Origin of the sequence: Chroococcidiopsis sp. TS-821 (genome assembly GCF_002939305.1) — a bacterium.
Classification (GTDB): Bacteria; Cyanobacteriota; Cyanobacteriia; order Cyanobacteriales; family Chroococcidiopsidaceae; genus Chroogloeocystis.
The window spans coordinates 14499-39867 of the sequence record NZ_MVDI01000003.1 but is presented as its reverse complement, the minus strand read 5'-3'; the positions used below and the strand labels follow the sequence as shown (position 1 = coordinate 39867).

The 25369-nt window shown below is 41.9% G+C and carries 22 protein-coding genes and 1 pseudogene; 3 read left to right on the top strand and 20 right to left on the bottom strand.

From position 1 onward, the window contains the following. The first annotated feature begins 41 nt into the window (after window positions 1–41). Window positions 42–1103: a hemolysin family protein gene (locus B1A85_RS10595; protein WP_104546888.1), complete on the top strand. Its 1062-nt coding sequence runs from the start codon at window positions 42–44 to the stop codon at window positions 1101–1103. A gap of 31 nt (window positions 1104–1134) precedes the next feature. Here B1A85_RS10595 and B1A85_RS10590 read toward each other — a convergent pair whose 3' ends face one another. Continuing rightward, complete coding sequence (locus tag B1A85_RS10590; protein ID WP_104546887.1) at window positions 1135–1356, bottom strand: DUF6737 family protein; 222 nt, start codon at window positions 1354–1356, stop codon at window positions 1135–1137. 139 nt (window positions 1357–1495) lie between these two features. Between B1A85_RS10590 and B1A85_RS10585 the strand changes: the two genes are divergently transcribed. Beyond that, on the top strand, window positions 1496–2755 hold the full coding sequence (locus B1A85_RS10585; protein ID WP_104546886.1) for a sulfotransferase: 1260 nt from the start codon (window positions 1496–1498) through the stop codon (window positions 2753–2755). Window positions 2756–2763: 8 nt separating this feature from the next. Here the strand turns inward: B1A85_RS10585 and B1A85_RS26090 are convergent. Together B1A85_RS26090 and murG are read right to left on the bottom strand one after the other, a co-directional pair. Continuing rightward, window positions 2764–2841 (bottom strand): annotated as a pseudogene (locus B1A85_RS26090) (Uma2 family endonuclease); the annotation flags it as partial. 73 nt (window positions 2842–2914) lie between these two features. Next, window positions 2915–3979: an undecaprenyldiphospho-muramoylpentapeptide beta-N-acetylglucosaminyltransferase gene (gene murG, locus B1A85_RS10580; RefSeq protein WP_104546885.1), complete on the bottom strand. Its 1065-nt coding sequence runs from the start codon at window positions 3977–3979 to the stop codon at window positions 2915–2917. 82 nt (window positions 3980–4061) lie between these two features. Here murG and B1A85_RS10575 point away from each other — a divergent pair, with 82 nt between their 5' ends. After that, complete coding sequence (locus tag B1A85_RS10575; protein WP_104546884.1) at window positions 4062–4943, top strand: hypothetical protein; 882 nt, start codon at window positions 4062–4064, stop codon at window positions 4941–4943. Window positions 4944–5075: 132 nt separating this feature from the next. Here B1A85_RS10575 and B1A85_RS10570 read toward each other — a convergent pair whose 3' ends face one another. The 17 genes from B1A85_RS10570 to B1A85_RS10490 all read right to left on the bottom strand — a co-directional run bounded on the left by B1A85_RS10570 (window position 5076) and on the right by B1A85_RS10490 (window position 25365). Next, a complete protein-coding gene (locus tag B1A85_RS10570) occupies window positions 5076–5942 on the bottom strand; it encodes a glycosyltransferase (protein ID WP_104546883.1) in 867 nt (288 codons plus the stop codon). 466 nt (window positions 5943–6408) lie between these two features. Beyond that, window positions 6409–7233: a sugar transferase gene (locus tag B1A85_RS10565; RefSeq protein WP_104546882.1), complete on the bottom strand. Its 825-nt coding sequence runs from the start codon at window positions 7231–7233 to the stop codon at window positions 6409–6411. A gap of 388 nt (window positions 7234–7621) precedes the next feature. Continuing rightward, window positions 7622–8173: a dTDP-4-dehydrorhamnose 3,5-epimerase gene (gene rfbC, locus B1A85_RS10560; protein ID WP_104546881.1), complete on the bottom strand. Its 552-nt coding sequence runs from the start codon at window positions 8171–8173 to the stop codon at window positions 7622–7624. 11 nt (window positions 8174–8184) lie between these two features. Further along, window positions 8185–9186, bottom strand: coding sequence for a glycosyltransferase family 2 protein (locus tag B1A85_RS10555; protein WP_104546880.1), 1002 nt, complete (start codon window positions 9184–9186; stop codon window positions 8185–8187). Between the two features lie 28 nt (window positions 9187–9214). Beyond that, entirely contained in the window at window positions 9215–10183 is a 969-nt protein-coding gene (locus B1A85_RS10550) for an SGNH/GDSL hydrolase family protein (RefSeq protein WP_168192384.1), read from the bottom strand. A gap of 112 nt (window positions 10184–10295) precedes the next feature. Further along, window positions 10296–11027 carry a GAF domain-containing protein gene (locus tag B1A85_RS10545; protein WP_104546878.1) on the bottom strand — a complete coding sequence of 244 codons (732 nt, stop codon included), beginning with the start codon at window positions 11025–11027 and terminating at the stop codon, window positions 10296–10298. A gap of 100 nt (window positions 11028–11127) precedes the next feature. After that, window positions 11128–12324 carry an alpha/beta fold hydrolase gene (locus tag B1A85_RS10540; protein ID WP_104546877.1) on the bottom strand — a complete coding sequence of 399 codons (1197 nt, stop codon included), beginning with the start codon at window positions 12322–12324 and terminating at the stop codon, window positions 11128–11130. Between the two features lie 141 nt (window positions 12325–12465). Beyond that, window positions 12466–14106: a class I adenylate-forming enzyme family protein gene (locus B1A85_RS10535; RefSeq protein WP_104546876.1), complete on the bottom strand. Its 1641-nt coding sequence runs from the start codon at window positions 14104–14106 to the stop codon at window positions 12466–12468. Between the two features lie 12 nt (window positions 14107–14118). Further along, window positions 14119–15798 carry a histidine ammonia-lyase gene (hutH, locus tag B1A85_RS10530; RefSeq protein ID WP_104546875.1) on the bottom strand — a complete coding sequence of 560 codons (1680 nt, stop codon included), beginning with the start codon at window positions 15796–15798 and terminating at the stop codon, window positions 14119–14121. Between the two features lie 258 nt (window positions 15799–16056). Further along, entirely contained in the window at window positions 16057–17115 is a 1059-nt protein-coding gene (locus tag B1A85_RS10525; RefSeq protein WP_104546874.1) for a glycosyltransferase family 2 protein, read from the bottom strand. A 72-nt stretch (window positions 17116–17187) separates the two neighbouring features. Then, window positions 17188–18471: a glycosyltransferase gene (locus tag B1A85_RS10520; RefSeq protein WP_104546873.1), complete on the bottom strand. Its 1284-nt coding sequence runs from the start codon at window positions 18469–18471 to the stop codon at window positions 17188–17190. A 95-nt stretch (window positions 18472–18566) separates the two neighbouring features. Further along, on the bottom strand, window positions 18567–19445 hold the full coding sequence (locus B1A85_RS10515; protein WP_104546872.1) for an alpha/beta hydrolase: 879 nt from the start codon (window positions 19443–19445) through the stop codon (window positions 18567–18569). 50 nt (window positions 19446–19495) lie between these two features. Beyond that, on the bottom strand, window positions 19496–20719 hold the full coding sequence (locus B1A85_RS10510; RefSeq protein ID WP_104546871.1) for a glycosyltransferase family 4 protein: 1224 nt from the start codon (window positions 20717–20719) through the stop codon (window positions 19496–19498). A gap of 253 nt (window positions 20720–20972) precedes the next feature. Continuing rightward, complete coding sequence (gene hepA, locus B1A85_RS10505; protein WP_104546870.1) at window positions 20973–22823, bottom strand: heterocyst formation ABC transporter subunit HepA; 1851 nt, start codon at window positions 22821–22823, stop codon at window positions 20973–20975. Between the two features lie 38 nt (window positions 22824–22861). Further along, on the bottom strand, window positions 22862–23548 hold the full coding sequence (locus tag B1A85_RS10500) for an acyltransferase (RefSeq protein ID WP_305764000.1): 687 nt from the start codon (window positions 23546–23548) through the stop codon (window positions 22862–22864). A 68-nt stretch (window positions 23549–23616) separates the two neighbouring features. Beyond that, on the bottom strand, window positions 23617–24393 hold the full coding sequence (locus tag B1A85_RS26085) for a DapH/DapD/GlmU-related protein (protein WP_104546868.1): 777 nt from the start codon (window positions 24391–24393) through the stop codon (window positions 23617–23619). Between the two features lie 45 nt (window positions 24394–24438). Beyond that, the gene (locus tag B1A85_RS10490) at window positions 24439–25365 is read right to left on the bottom strand and encodes a beta-1,6-N-acetylglucosaminyltransferase (RefSeq protein ID WP_104546867.1); all 927 of its coding nucleotides are present in this window, start codon (window positions 25363–25365) and stop codon (window positions 24439–24441) included. Window positions 25366–25369: the final 4 nt, after the last annotated feature.

Genomic DNA, 25369 nt, shown 5'->3' with positions numbered 1-25369 from the left:
GGGCAAATGGTTTCTAGTTTGTCTGCAACAAACCAAATAATATGCTAACTTTGGCTATCATTGTTCTCGTCATTCTTACTGGTTCAGCACTTTGCTCCGGTGTAGAAACTGCATTACTATCGATATCTACAATTCGGGCGCGTCAGTTAGCACAGAGTAACATTCCTTCGGCAGTTGCACTCTTATCAATTAAAGAGAAAATTAGTCGTCCAATTGCTACAATTGTCATTCTCAACAATATCTTCAACATTGTTGGTAGTATTGTAATTGGTAGTGTTGCCACTCATGTTTTAGGAGATACGTGGTTAGGAATTTTCTCGGCAATTCTCACATTTTTGATTATTATTTTTGGTGAAATTGTTCCTAAAACTGTTGGCGAAAGATACGCTGAACCAATATCTTTACTTGCGGCAATTCCTGTCAAGGGATTGACTTTTTTATTAAAACCTTTGGTTTGGATTGTAGAGAAAGCAACACTACCTTTTACTAAAGGTAAAAGAAGACCAACTACGAACGAAGCAGAAATTAAACTATTAGCAAATATTGGCTATCAAGAGGGCATTATCGAGGACGATGAAGCGGAAATGATTCAGCGTGTCTTTCGATTGAATGATTTAACAGCAGCAGACTTGATGACTCCGCGAACTATTGTGACTTATTTACCTGGAAACTTAACACTTGCAGAGTGCAAACGTGAAATTATTACTTCACAACATACGCGGATTATTGTTGTAGAAGAATCTATCGATCGAGTTTTAGGATTTGCGCTTAAACAAAAGTTGCTAGCAGCGATGGTTGAAGGAAAAAACGATCAAAAAGTTGCGAGCCTCACGCGTCAAGTCCGCTTTGTTCCTGAGACAATTAGAGCAGATAAACTCCTGAAAAACTTCCTAGAAGCACGCGAACATTTAGCAGTTGTTGTTGATGAATATGGTAATGTTGCAGGAGTAATCACCTTAGAAGATGTATTAGAAGTATTAACTGGCGAAATTGTAGATGAAACGGATCGCATTATCGATCTGCAAGAAACTGCCCGAAAAAAACGCGAACGACTGTTGCAGGTTAGATTTTTTACAAATAAATCTCCGAAGAACAAACCTTAGTGAACTCTACACGCAATCGATAAGGTATGCCTTACTTCTCTAACGGATCGTTATACACTACTAAGCGGGGATAAATAATCAGGAAAAATCCCATCCACGTTAGTACAGGAAGAGCTACGAGGAGCGTTAACCACAAAGTTTTAAATAAAATCCAACTACCAGCAATGAGAGTCACCCCGGTCAGCAAAATAGACCAAGGTTGACACCACCAAGGTTTGTAGTTCCAGACGCTGGCAAGTTTTTGCTCGGACATTAAGGCGATCGCAACAGAACTATGACACAGTTATATCATTTCGATGCAAAACTTTATATCTCATCAAGATTGATTTGTAAGGATTTCGTCAATTTTTTTTGTAGTAATAATATGAACTGATGCAACTTTAGAAAGTTTTATGACCAAAGCTTCATACAGCCTTACATTTGAAGATCCTTATCGTCCTCTGTGGTTACGTGGAATCAACTGGGCGGGAAAAACACTGAAACAGAATGGCATTGGATTGGTTAACCTTTCAGAAGAATCGCTGTTGAGTACTGCTAGCCGTAAAACTGGATTATCTGATTGGGGAGACGAAAGTTTTCGACTTCCCCTACGAATGCTACTGAAATCTTTAGAAGAAGACGCTGAACTCAGCTTATTTGGTCGCTATTTCCTGCGCAAGTTATGTATTCAACTGCTAACCAATCGGTTGCGTATTCAAGAAGATATCAAACGTTATCCAGAAATCCAAAAAGTCGCGATCGCGCGACCATTATTTATTTTAGGAATGCCCAGAGCTGGGACTACGTTGCTTCACAATTTATTAGCGCAAGATCCAAAAAGCCGCTGGTTGCATTTATGGGAAATGGTAAGCCCTTCACCACCTCCTGAGTACCACAACCGTTATCGAGATCCGCGAATTCACAAGGTAGAAAAATTAGTTCAACGATACAATACTTTAGCACCACAACTGGCGACAGTACATAACTTAAACCCTCACGGACCTGAAGAATGTAACCCTTTATTTGAACATGAATTTGCGAGCTTAATTTTTGAGATTCGGGCAAACGTGAAGAGTTACGCCACTTGGATGGAAACTTACGATATGCTCAAAGCGTATCAATTTTATCGCCAGCAGTTGCAATTGTTAGCATGGCATTATCCGCCAGAAAGTCACTGGGTTTTCAAAGCACCAGCCCATATATTTTATTTAGATACACTGATGAAAGTCTTTCCCGATGCATGTATTGTACAGACGCACCGCGATCCGCTGAAAGTACTTCCTTCTGTATGCAGTTTAACAGCAATAGTTCGCAGCATTTATAGCGATCGCATTGAACCAAAAACTTTAGGAAACTACTGGAGCGATCGCATTGCTAAAGCTTTAAAACGCGAAATGCAAGTCCGCGATTCTGAAACGTCTTCGCGCTTCTATGACGTACACTACCATCACCTCGTACAAGATCCGATTGGTACCGTACGTCAGATTTATGCGTATTTTGGTTATGATTTTCATCCGCAAATGGCAGAAAATATCAAAACTTGGCTAGCCCAAAACCCTCAGCATAAGCATGGCGTACATCGGTACTCTTTAGAGCAGTTTGGGTTAGCTCCTGAAAGAGTAAATCATCAATTTGCACAATATTGTGAAAGATTCAATATCAAGCGCGAGTAGGTTGCAGCATATTCACTTTTGTATTCAGCAGCCTCCTCTAACTTCAAGTATTCTTCTGGAGTGTAGTATCGCTGCGCGCTTTGCATAATTGTCTCGCAAAGTTTGTCAGTGCTGCGTCGAACTGTTAACCCACATTTTAGCGTTTTGCCTTAAATAATACTAATGTACTAATTCGCGCACTAACTTCGCCAATCGTTCAGCGCTATCAGGAACTGCTATTTTTTCCGCAGCAGCAGCCATTTTCTGTAAGTCGGCGGGTGAATGTAACAATTCCAAGACTTGACGTTGCAACAGTGCAGGAGTTAATTCTTTTTGGCGAAAGACGATCGCCGCACCCGATGCAGCTAAAACTTGAGCATTGTAGAATTGATGGTCTTCCGCAGCTGCGGGGAAGGGAATAAAAATAGCAGGTTTGCGAGTGATAGCTAACTCGGTAACAGTTCCAGCCCCCGATCGCCCGATCGCTAAATTTGCGCGGTGCAATAAACTTGCCATGTTGTCATAAAAAGGTAGCGGAAAATACTGCGGGTGTTGGAGACTTGCGACATCAGGATCGTTGTTTCCTGTTAAGTGTACAATCCACACTCCAGCGTCTAACCATGCTGGCGCGCATTCACGAATCAGTTGATTCACCGCAACTGCGCCTTGGCTACCACCAACAACAACGATGAGAAAAGCATCTTCGGGAATAGAGAAAGCGAGTGGAGGTAATTGTTCTTTCAAACTTAAAAACTGCGATCGCACTGGTGTTCCCGTATAAATTGTGGGAATGCGCGGTAAGTACTGGGCTGCGGGTTCAAAGCCTAACGCAACAGCCGTACAAAACGAGCTAAAAAAGCGCGTAACTTTTCCTGGAATGGCGTTAGATTCGTGGAGAATCACGGGAATTCCGAGCGATCGCGCAGCAAGCACAGCAGGAGCGGCGATGTAACCACCTGTTGTGAAGACACCCTGAAATGAGCCTTGTTGCAATAATTGACGAACTTGAAAAATTGACTTCGCGATTTTACTCAGATTGCGTAGCGTGTTGACGCCTAAGCGTTCTTGAAATCCTGCAACCGAGATTTTGTGTAGTGGATATTGGGTGGGAACTAACTGTGTTTCTAAGCGATCCGGAACGCCCAACCACTCAATTTCGTAATCTGGTAGTTGTTCAGCGAGTGCGATCGCCGGAAACAGATGTCCGCCAGTACCACTTGCCGCAATTAATAATTTTGTTGCCATTGAGTTACCAAGTCAACGCCCAGGTTAGCTTAAGATGAAACAATTAACTGTTTTATAGTAATCACATATCAAGCTATCACCGATGCGTAACTTTATGCTTTTTTTAACCCGCGTCCAGATGATTATTCAGAACAAGTCGTCAGCGAGTAGTTGGGTAGCACTGTTCTTGATGACTTCAGGTTTAGTACTGCAAGCGCACCGCACTCCAGCCCAAACAACACCCACACCAGCTGCTGCGCCTCCCGCGTTGACAAACCTACTAGCACGAATTGATGCAGCGGCTAACGCGCACAATGTTAATGCTGTCATGCAATACTACGCAACGAATTTCACCCATACTGACGGCTTAACACACCAAACGATGGCGCAGTCATTAACGCAACTTTGGCAGCGCTACCCGCAGCTGAGATATACAACCCGTGTAGAATCGTGGAAGCCAGAGGGACGCGCGATCGTTGCTGAGACAATCACAAATATTAGCGGTAGTCAAGTGCAAGACAATCGTAACTTGCTATTCAATGCAACGATTCGATCGCGCCAGCGAGTTGAAAATGACAAAATAGTCCGCCAGGATATTTTGTGGGAACGCAGCATGTTAAGGGCAGGTGCAAAGCCGCCGACAGTTGAGGTAAGATTGCCACAACAAGTTAAAGCCGGACAACAGTTTAACTTTGATGCCATCGTCCAAGAACCACTAGGAGAAGATTATCTCTTAGGCGCAGTTATTGAAGAACCAATCAAGCCAGGAACTTATTTGAATCCTGTCCCCGTTGAATTAGAACTACTTTCTGCTGGTGGTATTTTTAAACAAGGTCGCGCTCCATCTGCTGGAAATAATCGCTGGATTTCTGCGATCGTTGTGCGGGGAGATGGAATGACGATGGTGACTCAACGCTTGCAAATTATTGGTGGAAATGCTGCGAGTAATACGCTGTCACCAGCGATAACTCAACTGCCAAAGTAAACTTCCTAAAAGTTAAATCTTTATTACACAAAGAAAAAGAGGCGTTGTAGCAGTTGAGTGAGTATTTTGGTGTATCGCTACAACGCAACGTGTTTTTAGCTCGTTTGCAATTAATACCTGAAATGATTAGGTTTACATATTCGTAGTGTTAGATTCTATCTCTTTCTTCTTTTTTGAAGACTTAAGCGATCGCACAAACTGTTTAATATAATTCTGCTCGCGCCCCCATAAAGAATAATTTCCCTTTAACAAGTCTTTTCTCACATATGCTCTGTGTAAACTTATAGAAATATCTTCTTTGGTAATATAACCAGACGCAACCGCCTCATTAAAGTACTTAAACCATATGTTGCCATACGGATGATTTGGGTATTTCCAAGGTTGACTGAAAAGTCCTGTGTAGTGAATGAGCTTGGTGTTTTTATCCCAAGTGTCAAGCATATTCCAACCAGGATCTAGCTCTCCAATAGTATACGGGTGATGAGAGAGAAACGTTTGGTTCATAACCATAAAATCGGTCTGAGTATACAATTTTTGGTCAATTTCACTAAAAATTTTTTCCAAATCAAATCGAGATTTCTCGCAATCAATTAACATGACACTGAGACCCCAAAAATTGCTACCTCGATATCCTTTTTGTGCTCCTTTTTTCGCTAAAAAATCACACCCATTCATAGGTGTATCGAAGAGCTGACCTATATCTGTAAGGGACACTATATCAGAGTCTACATAAATGGCTTTTCCCTGATAGTTGCAAACTTCAGGAATGATGAACCTATAAAGACTAAACTCAGTTGCATTGCGATACTTAATCTTTAGTGACATGGGAGCCAAAAAAGGCTCGCTATCATTTAAGCTAATAGAATTATGCGTACCATTTAATACATAAATATCCAGTTCTCTTTGGGAGTGCTTGCGTAAAGAGTAAATCAAAGTTTTTCTTTCTAGCAGACTGGCTTCTCCTGAACCAATAAAAACTCTAACTCGCTCCTTCTCCATAGTGGGTTACCTATCCTTTTGTATTTTTATAGTCAATTCAAAACATTTGCTAACCCTGATTTTCTAAATTTTGAAGTGTTTTTATCTTAAGGTAAATCGCGTGTTCTAAAGAACACATGTATAGCCTATTTAAAGCATGATAATATCAGTCAAATGATGATTTATACTTAGGTACAGTCAATTTTGTATGAGAAGTTTAAAGATTGGCTAGGCAGTCAATTTAGTTAAATGCGAGATAGTTATCTTGGTAATTTTAACGCTCAACAAGATACCTATCCCACATTTAAATTTAAGACTATTTGACCTACCGAGTAAACCTAAATTAGTGAAGTGATACTACTCATACTATCCTCTATCCTGAGCGCTATATCACACTACTCTCAAAAGTACTAACAAGTTGTGTACTAACTATTTAGTAAACTCACGCACTCTATCTGGCAACAAACTCAACACTTGTTTTTTTGAGTTAATAAGCACCCTTACGTAATAAAACAACTAAAACTGTTTGCCAGAGGATACGTAAGTCTAACCAGAAAGACCAGTTTTCTTGATAGAACAGATCCATTTTGAGCATATCGTTAAAAGTGACCTCACTGCGTCCACTAACCTGCCACAACCCTGTCACACCAGGTAACATGGTTGCTCTTTGCATCATGTCTTCGTGATAGTCTTTGATCGCAAGGTAGTAGTCTCTGAACTGCAAAGGGCGAGGACCTACTAAGCTCATGCTGCCTTGCAATACATTAAATAGTTGTGGTAGCTCATCTAAACTTGTCCGGCGCAAGAATTTACCGATACGAGTTACGCGTGGATCTTCTTTCATTTTGAATAAGACGCCACCTTCGGACTCATTTAGTTGCTCAAGTTCTTTGAGTTTTTCCTCTGCATTAACCTCCATTGTACGAAACTTCCAAATGACGAAAGCTTTACCATTTCGTCCTATACGATGCTGGCGAAAGAAAATTGGTCCAGGAGAATCTAAACGAATTAGTAGGGCGATCGCCAGTAAAAGTGGACTTAAAAACAGTACTCCTAATCCAGCACCAAGAAAATCAATAATTCTTTTACTGAAACATTGCAGTATGTAGTGCCACGACCGCACTTGCAGAATGGGCACTTGATACAAAGAGCTTACACTTACTTCTGAAGTTGGACTAGGAATAAAATTTGGGGAAGACATACCTATCTCCAAAAAATGCACAGTCAATGTGTTACAATGCACTACAAATTTTCTTGATGCACGATCCGTTGCCGAACGCAGGCTAGCCTGAGTAACGTTTAAGCTAGTCAGCGATTGCGTTAATGTGGTAACTTACAAAAAACTCTATTTCAGACCTTGAATGGTAAAGTCGAGCCACTAATGCCATAGTGGCTTTTGTCTATCTAGCCAAATTTAATGAGCCTTTTGGGAGAAAGGAGATAGGATCGATAAATATCCTGCTAGAGGGATAATGCAGCCTTTACTTAGTTCTGGTGCAATTTAAGTAATGAACTAAGTAGTCGATTATTGGTAACCAGCGCAGCCGCCTTTAGTTTCCCAAGCAAAACGTCGGTCAAGCATCTATGTGGCTAAATGCTAATTGCCAAATGCTAAAAGCCTTCCTGTTACCAATTACCTGCTCTCAACGCGTATAATATCCAATTCCACCTACTTAATTTGCAAGCATCCTGGTCTAGACTTAAGCATAGCTACCTACAAGCAAAGAATCCAACAAAGCCCAAGAAGCATCTTTGGCAGAAATCTCACTAACTGGTAGTGGCCAATCAATCGCTAAAACCGGGTCATCATAACGCAACCCACGCTCATAGCCAGGCGTGTAAAACTCGCCCACCTGATACACCACTTCTGCACCATCGGTCAGTGCTTGATACCCGTGGGCAAACATCTCTGGAACATACAACGCCCGACGGTTTTGTGCGGTTAACTCGACACCAAAATGCTGCAAATACGTCGGTGACTCAGGACGCATATCGACAATCACGTCATAAATCGCCCCAGCGATACAACGCACTAGTTTCGTTTCACACGCCGGGAAGACTTGATAGTGCATGCCGCGCAGCGTTCCTTTGTAGTGGTTAAACGATAAGTTGCATTGAGCGACGGTGGCTTTCAGTCCGTAGGCAGCGAATTCTTCAGCACAATAGGTGCGGGCAAAAAAACCGCGATGGTCAGGTTTTTCTTCTAAATCAATGATGTATGCACCATCAAGTGGTGTTTGAGTAAATTTCATGCTGTTCTCCGTTAGCTAGAAGGAACGTTTTCGGGATTTGATTTGACAAGTCTTCTACGTTGTATCGAGAAGTAAATAGGCCATATTGCTGCTTTAATTAATTCTTTGAAAAGTGCGTTTTTGTATTTCAATAACCAGTGAAACAAATACAAATAGCAACAAATTTTTTGGTATAAACTTAAAGAAGTAGTGTTGATAGAATTGATGTATCCTAAAAAAACTCTTCCTTGAGGAAAGACGAGTTTGCCAGCTTTCAAACTTGGGTCAAGCCACGTGGCACGTAAATAGGGATTTGATAGCGCTTTACTCGCACGTTGGGCATGGTGGCGGTTAAAAAATAAGTATTCAGGAACTTCGTAATATTGTCCAAGCAGCGCTATTTTGACGAGTAAAACTTTATCTGCGCCAGGATAGTTTCTTAATAAAGGTGTTTTTGCCAACATATCTCGACGCATGACTCCAAATAGCTGTAAACAGCGATGCGGTTTAGCAAACGAGTCAATTATCAGATTGCGGAAGCGGATATGAGGTTTTGATGAGTTTGTCAGGAACGGATTCTCATCACAATTATTCGGTAAAACTTCTTCGCGTTCGTTGATTAGTTTAGCTCTAGGATAACATAAAACAACTGATGGATTTGTTTCAAGTGCATCGACACATTTTTCTATAAAATCAGGTGCACATAGATCGTCATGTGCCGCCCACTTGAAGTACTTACCTGTTGCTAGTTCAAAAACGCGGTTGAAGTTATTATGTCCTCCAATATTCTTTTCATTACGAAAGTATTTAATTCGAGAATCCTTGGCTGCATAAGCTTCGCAGATTGCTCTAGTTTTATCAGTTGATGCATTATCAGAAATAATCAGTTCAAAATTAGAATAAGTTTGTGATAAAATTGATTTTAAGGCTTTTTCTAGTAAATCTTCTCCGTTATAAACAGGTAATCCAACGCTAACAATCGGGTGCTCTTTTTTGTCTTTTATTGAAGTTTTATGTATGATATTTGATTGCATAAATTCTTGAAATATTAATTTTTACACATTAGCGTTGAGAACGCAAGCAAGCTAAGTTAGCTTGGCGATCGCTAAGAACTTTTAGCACAGCATCGTGCCAAAGACTAGCAATTTTGTGATAACCCTGCGTGTTGGGATGTAATCCTCTGTCTAAATCAAGGGAGAACGAAGATGTCAAGTCTTGAATACTCAAGCTTTGCATATCTACAAAATGTAATTTTTTACCTTGGGCTTTTTTAGAAGAAACAATACTAGGAATTGCCGCATTGAAATACATTCCACGTAAACTGCGAATTGCTGGTTTGGCTGCAGGATGAATAGGTGGAATTGAAGCAACAAGTAGTTGGGCTTTAGGACAACAAGCAGTAATTTTATCGAGTAGATTACTAAAATCTTCGATCATTGTTTTAAGCGAACTTCTACTCGTATCATTGGTACCGAGCATCAATAGAATCAAGTCAGGCTGGGTAGTATTCAGCCAGGTATCAATTGATGCAGCAATTTGTTTTATTGTCCAACCAGGATGACCTTCATGCGTTTTATCTCCAAGGTTTTCAGGACCATTAGTTTTTGAGCCAACAAACTTTACTGGTAATCCATCAGCAATAAACTTTTGCCATAGTTCTGGGCGGTAGCCACCACTATCTCTATCATCTATTCCTTTGACTCCGTGGGTAATAGAGTCGCCCAGAAGCATAATTTTTAGTGGTGCATGGTATTCAGGAATAAAAGTACATTTCTCTTCTAAATCAGCGATCGCATTCTTGTTTGCTGGTGCATCACCGCAACTATTAGTCTCAATATAATTAGCTGAAATGTTAACTTTTACTGGAGTTAAAGTAAAACTATTGTTTTTTTTATACGAGGTTTGAGCTAGCTTATTTTTGAGTGAGATATTGATAATAGTAATATTAATAACATGACTATAATACAATAGATAAATAACTTTTGTAAAAATGCTATATTGCATCAATCGATGCAAGATTTTTTTGCTCATGCTCATATATGGTGAATAGTGTCAAATACTCAAAACGAGTAAAGAGCAGTACTTTTAGTACTACTCTTCTTCCATACACAACATCATAAAAACCGTTTTTCTCCTTGAAATATTATGCAACAGAGTATTCTAAATTAAATGAGCTACTCAGGTATAAAAGAAACGCTTGCGCTACCGCCAAGCAATTTTGAAAGTTAACCCGATGACTTTGTTGGTGCAAGATTTGTATATCCAAGTCTTGGCGTGATGCGCGTAGTGTCAATAGGCGATCGCTTATTGTTCCAAGACGATCTGCAACAGCATTAAGTATTTGCACTTCGTCTACACTAAATCGGCGCGAGTGAAATGTTCCAATATGAAAAACTCCTATTACTTGGTTGTTTGCTATTAATGGCAAACCTAACATCGACTGAAGTCCTTTGTGGCGTAGAATTGGACTGAATACGTTTACTTGAGATAAATCATCAACAATTATCAATTCACGCTTAGCAGCAATATTACCTGCAAAGCCAGAGCCGATAGGGATTTGAATTCCTGCGACAACTTCTTCTTCCAAACCACAAGCTGCGCGTACAGTCAAATATTGTTTGTCTGCTGAACAAAGTAATACTGCTACCGTATCGACTTTGAGAACTTGGCGAATACAATCAAGCAGTGGATAAAGCAGATTTTGCAGTAGAGAAGACACTGGTACAGTTTCATCCAAAGGTTGCGGTAACAAGTCTGCCACTTCTGCTACCTCTGCATGGATTTGAGTTGTTGTTTCCTCTAGATCGGTCAAAGCTGTGCTGAGAGAAGTGGGGAGGTGGCTATAATTACTAGTGATGTTTTTATGCGAGTTCATAATCTTTAAGAAAGCAGAGAGAATATAGTGACAAGCGATCGCTTTCTATGTTAATTCTCTGTCACATCAAAGCCCTATAAAACTCCCCAACAGCCATAGGTTATGCGAGTTGATTCAACTCGCTACGATTAACCTCTGCGCGTGCTTTCTCCAAGCAAGCTGCCAATGTTTGACTCAAAACTCTGATATGCGGTTCTTTAAGAATTGTCGAGTGATTACCAGGAAGGTCGTGGGTTTCTAATCCTCCTTCAGCAAGGCTACCCCAACCGTATTCAGGATCTTTTGTATGCCAATCATCAGGAGTAGGCATTCCTGAGGGATAGTAATACCATCCTTTTCCTGGCACTTCAGTAGCACGAAACAGCGTTAACTTACCGGCGTAAGGTTGAAATTCATAAGTTCGCATTGCTTTTCTAATACTGTAGCCTACGTACTTTCTGTGCCAAAAATAAGGTAAAGAGCCTGCGAGTTTTAGATAAACATTCCAGTAGACAAAGTACCATTTTCGTTCAAGACTGCGATAAGCCATTTTTACTGGATGTTTCAACCCGAAACGCCAGAAGTTACGCCACTGTCGCGCGAACCACTCTAGTACAGTCACTTTTTTGAAACAACCAGGGACAAAAGTATCGAGTAAGCCGACAAACGCAACCTTCTCACCTTGCGCGTGTAATTGCCTTGCCATTTCAAACGCCACTACACCCCCAGACGAGAAACCTGCTAAATAATAAGGACCTTCTGGTTGAACTGCGCGAATTTCTTCAATATAAGCAGCTGCCATATCTTCAATTCGTTCTAAAGGAGTTGTCACTCCATCGACTCCGCGGGCTTGCAATCCATAGAAGGGTTGATCTGTACCTAAATACTGAGCTAGATCTTGAAAAGCAAGAACATGCGCACCATTACCATGCATGCAAAATAATGGTGGTTTAGAGCCACTAGGTTGAATTGGTACTAACGAGGTAAAAGGTACTGATTCAGATTCCTGAGCAATAACTTCAGCGAGTTGTTCGAGGGTTGGTGCTTGAATTAACGTTGCTAAAGACAGCTTTTTACCAAAGGTTTGCTCGATTTGATCGAATAGGCGCAGCGCCCGTAGGGAGTCTCCTCCAAGATCGAAATAGTTGTCAATAATGCTAATCGGTTGAATTTCCAATACTTGCTCCCACATTTGCGCAAGTTGGAGTTCGATAGAGTTGCGTGGCGCAATATAAACTTCTCCTTCTAAGCTATTTGGCTCTAGCTTTGAGTCTAGTTCCGTTTGGGAGATCTTCATTGTTTCTTCTAAAGATTTCATGATTTCTCTTCAATTTGCGTAAAGACAATTGATTGCTAAGAGCCAACAGCTCGTTCACACCCTAAGTTCATCTGTCATATTTAGCTCATCGCTAATAGCTAATCGTTTCTTTTTTGCTCCGCTACGTTGGTTCTATTTGAGCTAATTGCGGTTTTTGAACAAATTACCTAAAGCTTTGAATACACCTTTATGGGAATGAGTAGTAGTAGCTGGTGTTGCTACTGATACTGTTTTAGTTGCAACAACAGACTTGGTAGTAAAGCTTCTGGGTTTAACTAAAACTTCCTTAGCCGCCTCGTCGCGCAAAACGCGTTTTAAGACTTTTCCTGTAGGATTTTTAGGAATCGCATCAACAAACTTAATTGCTTTGGGTACTTTATAGGCTGCCATGCGTTCTGAACAAAAAGCAATCATTTGTTTTTCTGTAACAGTTTGCTCAGGTTTAAGCACAATATTGGCTTTAACGATTTCCGTTGTTTCCAAGTTGGGAACGCCATAAACGGCAACTTCGGCAACTGCTGGATGTTGATAAATGACATTTTCTACTTCAGTGGGATAGACTTTGAATCCTGCAACATTAATCATGTCTTTGGAACGATCCACAATGTAGAAATAGCCATCTTCATCAATTTGACCGATATCGCCGGTGTAGAACCAACCATTTTTGATAACTTCAGCGGTTTCAAACGGGCGATTCCAGTATCCCAACATGACATTAGGACCGCGAATCGCAATTTCGCCAGGTTCTCCTGGTAAGGCGTCTCTGCCATCTGCATGGACGATTTTCATTTCGACGTTTTCAATCGGCGTGCCAATCGACCCGACTTTATATTTAAAGTCATGGTTGTAGCTAGCACACGGCGATGTTTCGGTTAATCCATAGCCTTGATGAATTTCCAGTCCATACTTGTCGAACCAGCGTTGGGCAACTTCTACAGGAAGTGGTGCAGCCGCTGAGAAATAGTAGCGAATCGAACTCATGTCATACTTTAACGTCCCCATGTTGAGGAGTAGGATGTAGACGGTCGGTACGCTAAAGAACATTGTGATTTTTTCAGTAGCGACCGAGTTGAGAATTTTCTCTAAGTCGAAATGACGATGAAGAACGATTGTCGCACAAGCGTTTAGCCCAGCGTTGAGGACAGCGTTTTGCCCGAAGCAGTGGAATAGTGGTAGGTACAGTAAGATACGATCTTCAGCACTCATCCCGCAACAACGGTTTTGCGAGTAGCTGTTAGAAATAACGTTACCGTGAGATAGCGTTGCACCTTTAGGAAAGCCTGTTGTACCTGAAGTGTAAACGATCGCCGCAGGTGCGTGGCGGTCCATTTCAATTGCTTTTGCTTCGGGTGAAGCACTTGCCATCATTTCAGCTAAACTAATGCCCTTGTCACTTTCGCCTTCGGCAATCAAGATGTGTTTTAACTCAGGCAAATCGGCGGCGGGGACGTTCTCCACAAGTTCGGCGGTAGTAACAACGGCTTTCGCACCAGAATCGTTGAGAATAAAGCTAACTTCGGTGCTTTTGAGCATGGCGTTCAGCGAGACCGCAACCGCACCGATCTTGACTATACCTAAGTAGGCGATGATGAATTCGGGAATATTCGGCAAAAATAAAGCAACGCGATCGCCGCGATGAATGTTGCGATCGCGCAATCCATTGGCGATGCGGTTCGCCAGCAGATCGAGGTCTTTGTATGTATAAGATCTGCCTTCAAAGATAAGGGCAATCTTATCGGGAAATAAATGATGACCGCGTTCTACGTGTTGAGCAATATTCATCACTACAAGTCCTTACTTCAAGCTAGTCAAGAGGTCTTTTACCGCTGCGACGATGACACCTTCAGTCGCGATATCAGCGGCAATTTTGGCAATGTGTTCGTCTAGGGGTTGTTCGCGATCGTCCCAAATATAGGGGCGAGTTGTAGACGAAGGTTGTCCGACAACTTCACGCACAGCTTGATACAGACGGCGTGTTGTCGGTGATAAACACTCGCTTGCGTCGTAATGTCCTGCATGGGCATATGTTCTTAAATCAACGGCTTGGACGCCAAACATAAGCGCGATCGCCATATACTGCTGAAAGATCTCGACCGCGTTGCGCGTTAAATTCGCGGCGGCAAATCCTTGGCTATTGATATTTTGGTTATATTGCTCGGCGTGGGTAGGATAGCGATCGGCAATCGAATTTCCATAGAAACTCAACAACGGCATAATTGAGTTGCCTGTAATCTGCAATCCTTTTAGCCCCATATTGACAATGCGTTCTTTATTACCAACCAAAGATGCTGGTAATCCGTTGCTAAACTCAGGTGCGACAAGATAGGCTATCTGGACGTCAAGGTGTTTCGCCATCATGCCGATGTAGTACCGCAGATGATCCATACCCATGCCGATGTACTGTCCTAAGAAATTACCGCCGTGATAGCTTGCTTGGTTTTCGGCATCAATGAGGGGGTTATCTGTCGCCGAGTTCATTTCAACTTCGACTTGTTGCGCAACTTGCGATACACCATCAACTATGGGTCCCATGTATTGCGCCAAGCAGCGTAGCGAGTAACGATCTTGTATGGGGGCTTGACCGCGATATTCGTGCGTACCGTCTAATTCTTCACGAATTAAGCGCGAACCAGCGAGCAAATCGAGCATTGTGTATGCCGCCCATTTTTGCCCTGGATGCGGTTTCAGTTCGTGAATAAACGGATGGAATGATTGATTTGTGCCGTTTAACCCTTGAAGAATCAGCGCGTGCGCTCCCATGGTCAGCGCCATCAGTAGCCGCGTGTCGTAGACGCAGTTTGCGGCAATTCCTGTCATTACTGAGGTGCCATTCATCATGGCTAATCCTTCTTTGGCTTGGAGTTGCAACTGCGGTAATCCCAAACGATTGAGCGCGGTAATGGCATCGATTTCTTCGCCATCAAAGTCAACGGTGTAGCGATCGTCCAAACCAATCAAAGCACCTGTAATGTACGATAGCGGTGTCAAATCGCCACTAGCACCAATCGAACCGTATTCCGGAACGTGCGGTGTCACGTTAGCATTCAAAAATGTTTCCATCCGCTGGATAATCTCGCGGCGAATTCCTGAAGCACCATGCAAGTGTGAATTAACACGCAACAGCATCGCGGCGCGGACATCAGTGAGGGGTAACTTGCGTCCAGCACCAACTTTGTGATACCACACGAGGTTGTGTTGTAAAAGGTCTGCGTACTCGCGCGAAATGACCACGTTTGCCATGCCACCAAAACCACTTGTAACGCCGTAGATTGGTCTACCTGTAGCAACAGCTTCAGCAATATAGTCACACGATGCTTGCACGCGCTGCGCAACATTGTCAGCTGTACTAATTTGTACCTTGGCACCATGACGCGCCACACTCACGACTTCGTCGATTGTGAGTTTGCGATCGCCTAATAAAATCGTATCTGCGTTTAAACTTGTAGACGCTTGTGTTTGTACTGCTGTATTCATGTAGTTCCTTGAAAGGTTTTTAAAACAACGAAGTTTACACGCTGGCAAAAGCAGGCATAAATGACTGTTGATAAGCCGTATCTAGTAATCGCGATAGCGTGCATCAAAACTCATCAACCGGATTTAAGTACTAAAAATTGTCAGCAAAAAGCAGACCGTACTGTTCTCTAAACGGACAGCCCGCAAATTTTATAGGCATGGCACTTATATTGAGCTTTTTTGATGAGCAAGTAGTCGCGTGTCAACGTCCCGCTAACCTCAATTACGCGATGCTACTGCCATTTGTCTTTGCTGCACCTGTAATACAGGCTGTTGCTTTGGCGGCAAATGTTTTTGAGCGTAGCGAGTAGTAATGTATCTATTAAGTCGCTTATCTATGGATATTAAAGTATCTGTCACCATCCGACGCACGCGCCCGCGCTGTCCAAAACTGAGATCGGCGCTCAGCGGTTGGATAATAGACATATAGCGTCGCCAACCTAACTTTTTATACTTATTTTTGAAGTAATCATCCTCAGTTAAATTCCATTTGTCACGCAAGCGATGTAAGCTTGCCAATTCCCATGCGTCACTCCAACGCAGCATGTAGAAAGTCGTATCTGCCCACGAAAGTGAGGAGCTTGGTACATAGGTGACAATTGAATCGGGTTCTAAATAAATACTACCGCCAGCTTCGTTAACTAAAATACAAAAATCTACGTGTTCTTTGGTATTAAGCAACTGCTCGTCAAGCATGCCAACTTGAGCGAAAATGTCGGTACGTACCATCATGCAATGAAATTCAGCAAGACCTGTTTCGCTGCGTCGTAGTTTCGGGCGGACATCAGCGACTTTGCGCCCTTGCATATAGATTTTCTCAATCATCCGCCGCCGAATGTTTCCGTCTTTAGCCTCAACACGTACGCCAGATTCTCCGCCAGCGCAATGGACTATTTCATGCAAGGGTAAGTGTTGACAAATCAGGGGACTAACTATTGTTGCGTTTGTGGACTCTGCACATTCAATTAATTTATCTAGCCAGCCTGGAGTGACAACCACGTCATTGTCGATAAAAACAACATACTTGGTGTTAACCTGAGCTAGCCCTAAATTTCTAGCATGGTTGGGTGAAAGGTAGTGTTCGGTGCGAACAAGTTGAAAATTCTTCTCACGCGCTTGTGCTGCTAGATAGTTTTTGATTTTTGGGGGCGAGCCACCATCAACATAGATTAAATGAAAAGGAGTTTTGGTATGCTCGTAAATACTTTCTAAGGATTCACGCGTATAGCTGAATCGTTCGCGCGGAGAGACAACAATCGTAACTTGGGGTTCTGTCATAGATGGCTCCTGTTTGACTGCCGTTTGCAACTGCGATCTGCTACAAGTGTTGGTTGAAAAGCATGAATTAATTTAGGCAATAGCCTCTTGTAAATTTGGATTAACGGTACTGTTGTCCTCATTAGTCAGAATTTGTTCGTAGATTTGGACTAGCCGATCGTTAAGCTTGTTGGTGTCGTAGTGTTGTTTTACATAGGCTCGACCAGCTTGACCCATTTGTTGCCAAACTTCTGGATGTTCGCAAAGATAAGCTATCTTTTCCGCTAAAGCCTCAACATCGCGTTCTGGCACTAAAAAACCAGAAATACCATCTTCAATTAACTCAGGGATGCCACCATGGATAGTACCAATAACAGGTAAACCCATAGCCATTGCTTCTTTTAGCGTGTTAACTGGAGCATCTTGATTGCCATCTTTTGCTGTTACGCTAGTAGCAACAAAAATATGCGATTGATCGAGAATTTCAATAATTTCTTGCTGATTTTTCCAACCTAATAGCTTAACTATGTGACCAATATTCAGTTCTTGAATAAGGTTCTGCAAATCGGTTTTTAAAACTCCATCACCAATAATGTTGTACTCAATATCAATATTGGGATGACTTTTGGCTAGCTTAGCTACAGCACGAATACTGTAAGCCATTCCTTTTTTTTCTACAAGACGACCAGTTGTAGCGAGGCGAATTTTCCTATTATCAGGAAAACGGGGTTTAAAGAAAAATCGTTCGCAGTTGATTCCTGACCCGAGCACGACAATTTTTTGAGGATTGCAACCAAATTTAATAGCTCTTTGCCTAAAATATTCGCAATTTGATAAGAAAAAGTCTCCTTTTTTGAAGAGTTCGCTATAAACTTGCTCTCCGTATTCTTGGACATACCAACTAATATCAAAGCCGCGAAATGATGTCACTAACTTACCTTTGATAGCACCAATATCGCGGAGCAACATACCCTTAAGGGCATACATCCCAAACTGACAGTGGATAATATCGTAGGAGGGATTGCCTAAAAAGGGCACCATGAAGTGAAACCATTCAATTGGTTTTAGGTGCTTTTTGTATTTGAAAAGACTAAGCGATCGCATCAATCCTATCGGATGCTTGCAGCCACTAGCTAATAGTAATCCACAAGCTTGAAGTAACCGTAATGAGGAATTTTTAGCTCGTTCGGGGGCATAGTAGGTTCGTTCAAGAAGGCGATAGCTCTCCACATCGGGATGAACCTTAGAAGTATTTTCTGGTCTGTTGAGTGAATAAATATCAACTTCGTGTCCCCGATCGATCAATCCTGTAATTTGATTCAGAATAAAAGTTTCTGACAAAGCAGGAAATGACCCCACAATGAATAGTATTCGCATAACTTTAATTAAAATTATCAGCTTTTATAAACAGTGAGGCTTAAAACAAAATAAATAAAAATTTATTTTAATAGTTATTTAAGGTTCCTGAGGAGTTAACTAGGGATACGAGCAGTCAGGTGCTTTTTAAAAAATCTCTCCATTTTTTTATAGAGAAGGCGCGAGCCGAAATGCTTTTTATTTCCGTGTCTGCCATTTTTAATAACTTCAAGTGTTACTTCAACCTCGGCTTTTTTCAAAGCATCAAAGAGTAATTGACTTTGGTTGAGCGGTACTAATAAATCCTTATCTCCATGCACAATTAAAAAAGGAGGAGCCTCTTTACTGACGAAAGTAATTGGGTTTGCTTTTGCGGCTTTATCTTGATTTTCTGCAACAATTCCGCCAATTAGCGCTGCTTCTGGCGAGTTTGCAGGAGTAAAGTCAATGTTACGAGGAAAGTCATTGATTCTCAAAAAATCAGTTGGACCAAACCAATCACAAACGGCTTGTACGCGGCTAGAATAACCTTGCCAACCTCCGTTACCTTCAAACTCTGGAATGTGATGTGTTGTTCCTAATAGCGCAGCGAGATGTCCGCCAGCAGAAACTCCCCAAACACCAATGCGTTGCGAATCGATTTGAAACTCTTGCGCGTGAGCGCGAAGAAAGCGAATGGCACTTTTACAATCTTCAATTTGAGCCGGAAAGATGGCTTCATGGCTCAAACGATATTCAATACTGGCACAAAAAAAGCCCTGGCGGGCAAAGGGAACTAAATGCTTGAATCCGTCTTTTTTATCACCTGTCCGCCAAGCACCACCATGAATCCAAACTAATACAGGCATTGACGTTGCGGATTTTGGATACAAAATATCCATTTTGAGCGCGCGCGCTTGATTCTGAGTAAATTCAATATCCTGCTGATAAATGATGCTTGGTGGAATTCGTAGCTGTCGTTTGATGTGCCAAAAGTTTAAGAAGATCAGCAACATTTTGGTTGAGTAGCAACATTATTGTCTTGAAATCAAGCAGCGATTTAGCGCTAAATTCCTAGGCTGTCAGGATACCAAGGATGGAAGTGTACTGCTGCGGAACGTGGAAAACGAAATCGCTGCGGGCGCAATGCGATCGCCTCTTGCATAACTTGTTCAACTTCCTCAACCATTCTTTCTTTAGAAAAATGTTGTTCAATATACGTGCGACACCGTTGTCCTAGCGTGGGATCGGACTTTTGCCAATCCTTAAGTGTAAGTAGCTGCTGAGTTAAACCTGCAACATCGCCTGTTGCGACTTGAAAGCGTTGAAATTCACCGCTAAGAACTTCAGGAATACCACCGTAGCGCAAGCCAATCGCTGGAGTACCGCATGCCATTGATTCGGCAATAACTCGTCCAAAAGTTTCTGGGAGCAAACTTGGCAGTACAGACACATCCGCAGCGCGAAAGAGTTCGGGAACGTCGGTACGTTTTCCTAACCAATGAACGCGATCGCTAATTCCTAATTCCTGGCATAAATCTATGAGTTGTTGTTGATACAGATCGCCTTCGACAGGATTGTAGTTTGCGGAAAAAGAACTACCTGTAATCAGTAATCGTGCTTGGTCAGACTTTAAACCTAAACGCGCAAAGGCATGAATCAGCATCTCGATATTCTTTGGCGGCGTAATCCGACCTGCATAAATTACGACAAAGGCATGAGCGGGAATACCTAACGCCTGACGAGTGAGATCGCGATCGCTACTCAACACAAACCGCTCTAAATCGATACCGTTGTATACAACTTTGACCGTTTGAGGATTCAGCCCTGCTTTTAGATAAGAGCTACGCGCTGCTTGGGATACAGCGATCATTCTAGTACAGGAGTTTAATCCCATCTGAATTTGTGCCGGAAAGTTACGTTTTTGTGGCGGGTATGAACGTAGATGGCACACCAACGGGATACCTTTGATTTGCGCTAAAATTCCCCCAAAAAATGTTTGACTGTAGTAGTTAGCGTAGATTAAATCGAATTGAGTATGAAGTCCTTGCAAAAGCGAAGTAATAAAGCAAATACTTGATGATGGTTTATAGTTTTTGATGCGATAGGTAGAGGCTTTCGTTACTGTTTTACAAAACTGTTGATAGTGTGGCAGCAAATCTCCTTCTTTACAGTAGATGCAATGTAGTTCATGTCCTCTTTCAGCCAAACCACGACAAACATCGAGAAGGCTCCACTCGGCTCCACCGCCATCCGAGGAGACAATATTAAGGAGAATTAAAATTTTCATAATAAGTTTTATGAAATTAAAATTTCGCGCGCTCGTTGTATGAACGCGCGAAGTAGCGCTTTATTTGTAAGATTAAAAAGTCTTACGTAGAGTTTGGAGCTTTAGACACACTTATCCTGCCTTCCAGGACAGCCAAAGTTCACTCATCACGGTACCTTCTTTGACTGCCCATAGCGCCGTAGCAGCGCTAGATTACTGTGGTCTAGAGTAACAGAATATTGAAAATTAGAAAAGTAGTTAGACCAAAATAATATTACGACGCGCGACTCATTTCATGTTGTAGCTGATGATACTTCCATAGTTTACCACGCTGACTCAGTAACTCTTGATAGCCTCCTTGTTCTACAATCCGTCCGCCTTCAAGAACAACAACTTTATCCGCACGCACGATTGTGGAAAGGCGGTGTGCGATCGCAATTACGGTACGACCAACGGCAAGTTTTTCTAAAGATTCTTGAATTAAGCGCTCAGAGACAGAATCTAACGCGCTGGTTGCTTCATCAAGAATAAGAATTTCTGGATTGCGTAACAATGCCCGCGCGATCGCGATTCGTTGTCTTTGTCCGCCAGATAACCGCACGCCGCGATCGCCTAACTGCGTATCAAAACCTTGAGGTAATTCTTGAATAAAGTCTAATGCATTTGCTAAACGTGCCGCCTCCCAAATCGCCTCTTCGTCAGCGTCTTCAAGTGCATAGGCTATATTGTTACGTACCGAAGTATTGAAGATAAACGTGTCTTGACTGACAACGGCTAACTTACGCCGCAGTGAGTTAATTTCAAATTCGCGTAAATCAACGCCATCAACGAGAATCTGACCAGCAGTAGGGTCATAAAATCTTGGAATTAAGTCAGCTAACGTTGATTTACCGGCACCCGAAGAGCCTACCAAGGCTGTCATTTCACCTTTTTTAATTGAAAGTGAAATGTTGTGCAAAACAGGTTCTTGAGGATCGTAACCAAAATCGACTGCAACGTACTCAATTGCTCGATTCAAGTGGGTAAACTGAACTTTGCCATTGCGCGTATAAGCTTTGTCATCTTTGCGCAGTAATTCTTTGATGTCTCGGAGCGAACCATGCAGACCACTCATTTGCACTCTAGCCGAGTCGATTTGGCGTAAAGTTGGCATCATGCGGAACAGCACAAATAAGAAAGTCAATAAAGAAGCTAATTCTAGATAACCTTGTGGAATTAAAGTGGTCACTGCTACCACTAACATGCCAATCAGAATTGATGTTGCAATTCCTTCTCTAAGAGGTTCTACAAGTGCTTGTGCGGATACAGAACGCAGCGTTGCATCTAATAGATTTTGATTAGCACTATAAAAGCGTTTGCGTTCAAAATCTTCGGCTGCAAAGGCATGAACAGTGCGAATACCGTTGACTAATTCAAGTGCTACGGAGGTGTACTTACCGCTTGCTTTGGATTTTTCAAAACTGGCTTCTCGAATGCGTCCTAATAGCGTCGATATGCCCACAGATAGCAAGCTAAATAGCATACCTGACACTAAAGTTAGCTGCCAGGATAATAAAAACATTGAGATTACGTACACCCAAAGCGTTACCGTTTTAGTCAGCAGCGTAGAACTGACATCAAAAGCGTGTTGTAAATGAATAACTTCTGCGGTGAGGCTATTGATGATTTCTCCGGAACGTTTTTTAGCGAAGTAACTGATCCGCAGCGAAATTAACTGTTCAAAGAGAAGTCGTCGTAAGCGATACGCCAAATTAGAAGCAGAAATTCTGGTATAAAGTTTACCTAAGTAACTGAAGCCTAAGCGTAAGAACGTGGTTAAGAGAATAAGACCAGAAATCCGAAAGAGTCTTTCGTTGACAGGAGCATTCACGCCCAGAATAACTGTATCAACCCACTCTATTCCTGTCTGTAGCTGGGCGCTATCGGGATGTGTCAGACTTTGCAGAAAAGTGAGGATAAAACCAATGCCAAATCCTTCAAAAGCTGCCGCTAGGATAGTAAATGTAAACGCAAAGATTGCCGCTCGACCAAAATACTTAAACTCTCTAAACAGAAAAGAGTTATCTCGCCAAAAGCTTGTAGTTCTGAGAATACGGTGAATTGGTGCAGGAATTTTAACAGGCATAAATATTGAAAAAGTTGATTTTAGATGATCTGTGACGACTAATTCTGACTGCGCATACCAACAACACGGGCGGGTACACCTACAGCGATCGCATTATCAGGAATATCTCGACTCACAACCGCACCTGCACCAACAACAGCACCTTTACCAATACGAACGCCATCGAGGACAATCACACCAAAACCCAGCCAGGCATCGTCTTCAACAACAATACCTCCTTTTGTTTGCAGCGGTTGTTTACTAATAAGTTCGCCTGGTGCAATACCGTGGTCATAAGGGTAGAAAGCACAGTTAGGGGCGATTTGGACGCCACGACCAATTTGAATTGGTGCTCTGTAGGCAGAAAACTGGCAGCGGGGCTGAATGTGCGTATCAGAACCAATCGTGAGACGACCCCATTCACCCGTTTGAATGATTGTATCGCCATAAAGATGAACTCGATCGGCAATTTCAACCGAACCACTATCGATATTGGGTTCTTTTTTATCTTCAAAGATCGTGACGCGATCGCCAATAAAAATATGTTTGCCGAGTTTTATCTGCGTATGATAAATCGTTGCACTAGGGGCAATATAACCTTTAGCGTTAAATCTTGCTAAGCGACGACGGGCATAATAGGGAGGAGTAAACCAGGTTGCTATCCAAGTTGTGATGCGTCCAATTCCATTTAGCCCTGCAAATTGCATCCAAAATGCTGCCCATGTTGTTGTTGCAATACCACTCACTCCCCGAGTTTTCCAGGTATTAGATAACCGAGTTCTGATTGATGAAGTAGATACCATAATCACCTGACCTAATTTTGGTACAACAATTCTTGATGTAACTGCCGTTTTGAAATAACTTTTGCAGGAACGCCCACAGCAACCGAATAGGGAGGAATATCTTTAGTGACGACTGCGCCAGCACCGATGACACTACCTTTACCAATCGTGACGCCGTCTAAAACCTTGACTCCAGTGCCTAACCAGCAATCATCTTCGACAACGATTCCTTTACAAATTAATCCTTGTTCTTGAATACTACAACTGGGGTCGGCGAATTTATGATTATTACCGTAAATTCCTGAATGCGATGCGACGAGACAGTTTTTACCGATTTTGACTGGACCTGGACCAGCAATACACGTGTAGGGTCCTATGTAAGTTTTTGCGCCAATCTCGATCAAACCGCGATCGTGTGCTTTAATATCTACTCCACAGTCTAGATTGACTTGTTCGTGAAGATAAATGCTGCAATTTTCGCCGGCAGTATTAATTCTTACACTAGACTCAATGTGGACGCGATCGCCAATGTAAATTTTGTTATTACTTGCTTGCGTTTTATTTGTAAGAACCGCACTGCTTAAAAAAGCACCACGGTTAATATTAACATTGTTACCAATTTCAATATGACGAGGTTGGATAAATTCTACACCAGTTTGAATCCTGACTGAATGACCGATGCGAGCAAAAATAGCTCGATAAACTGAACGCCTTAAGACGATTCCCGTTCCTCTAGGAATCCACTCAAATAAAGCAGTAATTAAGGATTCTTTTCTATATAATACTGATGGAGAATTTTGACTATTCATTACCAAATCTTAATACAAATTTCCTGGCAGCACCAAACTTATTTTTTAGCTATTTATCATACAATAAAGGATTCGTTCGTCAAGCATATCTAACAGTTGACGATCGTATTGACTGTCAATCTTCCTAGCAAAATGAAAATCGCCACAAGTAATTTGAGGATAATCTTCTGTTGTTAGTAACCGAGCATTACCACTGCGAATATCCGCAGGAAACTCTACATAACGCTTATCATCATTACACAAGTTAAACTTCTGGCTATTTACCAAAACAGTTTGGACGATCGATTCTTCGGGAGCTAGAGTTTTTTGATAGTATTTGAAAAGTTCAGGATGCTCGTTTAGATACTCTCTGAGATATTTAACACATTTTTTTGATAGCGTGTGCCAATACCATCCACCATAGCATTTGAATTGCTCATTAAAAGGGTGAGACCTTGCTTTTAGCCCCAAAAGAGAAAACCGCCACTGAACTAAAAGTGGTGTAAAAGGTTCAATTCTTCCTAGTTTTCTGAGAAACCAACTTGTCCACTCTGGAAGGCTAACGTACTGCCCAAAAAAGCGTTTTTCTCCTGCTTTTCCCCAGAGACTTTCAGGTGAAAGAACATCCCAATAGCGAATAAAACCATCGTATTCAGTTTGAGATAAAAATTTCTCAATTGTAGATATTGGTTGTGTAGGATAATCTTGACCGGAAAGACAAACAAGCCACTCAAAATTTGGGCGGTTAGTTAGTAACCAATCTACTGCTTCAAGATACATCATTAGTAATGATGCATCACCGCGTTTGGCAGGTTTTTTGCGTTTGATTAAGTCAATTCCTGAGTAATGACCAAGACTAGATAAATCGAGATAGGAAGTACTAAAGTCATGGTTAATTAAAACTTGAGAGTGAGGACTTGATTGTTTAATCACTCGTACAAGTCGCAGGATTTGTTCGGGGTTTTTGTGGCTTTGAATAAAGTAGCAAATCATGCGT

What these genes read in the sequence shown, in the direction of transcription:
- B1A85_RS10595 (WP_104546888.1), top strand. Translation starts at nt 42, where the DNA reads ATGCTAACTTTGGCTATCATTGTTCTCGTCATTCTTACTGGTTCAGCA.
- B1A85_RS10590 (WP_104546887.1), bottom strand. Translation starts at nt 1,356, where the DNA reads ATGTCCGAGCAAAAACTTGCCAGCGTCTGGAACTACAAACCTTGGTGG.
- B1A85_RS10585 (WP_104546886.1), top strand. Translation starts at nt 1,496, where the DNA reads ATGACCAAAGCTTCATACAGCCTTACATTTGAAGATCCTTATCGTCCT.
- murG (WP_104546885.1), bottom strand. Translation starts at nt 3,979, where the DNA reads ATGGCAACAAAATTATTAATTGCGGCAAGTGGTACTGGCGGACATCTG.
- B1A85_RS10575 (WP_104546884.1), top strand. Translation starts at nt 4,062, where the DNA reads ATGCGTAACTTTATGCTTTTTTTAACCCGCGTCCAGATGATTATTCAG.
- B1A85_RS10570 (WP_104546883.1), bottom strand. Translation starts at nt 5,942, where the DNA reads ATGGAGAAGGAGCGAGTTAGAGTTTTTATTGGTTCAGGAGAAGCCAGT.
- rfbC (WP_104546881.1), bottom strand. Translation starts at nt 8,173, where the DNA reads ATGAAATTTACTCAAACACCACTTGATGGTGCATACATCATTGATTTA.
- B1A85_RS10555 (WP_104546880.1), bottom strand. Translation starts at nt 9,186, where the DNA reads ATGCAATCAAATATCATACATAAAACTTCAATAAAAGACAAAAAAGAG.
- B1A85_RS10550 (WP_168192384.1), bottom strand. Translation starts at nt 10,183, where the DNA reads ATGAGCAAAAAAATCTTGCATCGATTGATGCAATATAGCATTTTTACA.
- B1A85_RS10545 (WP_104546878.1), bottom strand. Translation starts at nt 11,027, where the DNA reads ATGAACTCGCATAAAAACATCACTAGTAATTATAGCCACCTCCCCACT.
- B1A85_RS10540 (WP_104546877.1), bottom strand. Translation starts at nt 12,324, where the DNA reads ATGAAATCTTTAGAAGAAACAATGAAGATCTCCCAAACGGAACTAGAC.
- B1A85_RS10535 (WP_104546876.1), bottom strand. Translation starts at nt 14,106, where the DNA reads ATGAATATTGCTCAACACGTAGAACGCGGTCATCATTTATTTCCCGAT.
- hutH (WP_104546875.1), bottom strand. Translation starts at nt 15,798, where the DNA reads ATGAATACAGCAGTACAAACACAAGCGTCTACAAGTTTAAACGCAGAT.
- B1A85_RS10525 (WP_104546874.1), bottom strand. Translation starts at nt 17,115, where the DNA reads ATGACAGAACCCCAAGTTACGATTGTTGTCTCTCCGCGCGAACGATTC.
- B1A85_RS10520 (WP_104546873.1), bottom strand. Translation starts at nt 18,471, where the DNA reads ATGCGAATACTATTCATTGTGGGGTCATTTCCTGCTTTGTCAGAAACT.
- B1A85_RS10515 (WP_104546872.1), bottom strand. Translation starts at nt 19,445, where the DNA reads ATGTTGCTGATCTTCTTAAACTTTTGGCACATCAAACGACAGCTACGA.
- B1A85_RS10510 (WP_104546871.1), bottom strand. Translation starts at nt 20,719, where the DNA reads ATGAAAATTTTAATTCTCCTTAATATTGTCTCCTCGGATGGCGGTGGA.
- hepA (WP_104546870.1), bottom strand. Translation starts at nt 22,823, where the DNA reads ATGCCTGTTAAAATTCCTGCACCAATTCACCGTATTCTCAGAACTACA.
- B1A85_RS26085 (WP_104546868.1), bottom strand. Translation starts at nt 24,393, where the DNA reads ATGAATAGTCAAAATTCTCCATCAGTATTATATAGAAAAGAATCCTTA.
- B1A85_RS10490 (WP_104546867.1), bottom strand. Translation starts at nt 25,365, where the DNA reads ATGATTTGCTACTTTATTCAAAGCCACAAAAACCCCGAACAAATCCTG.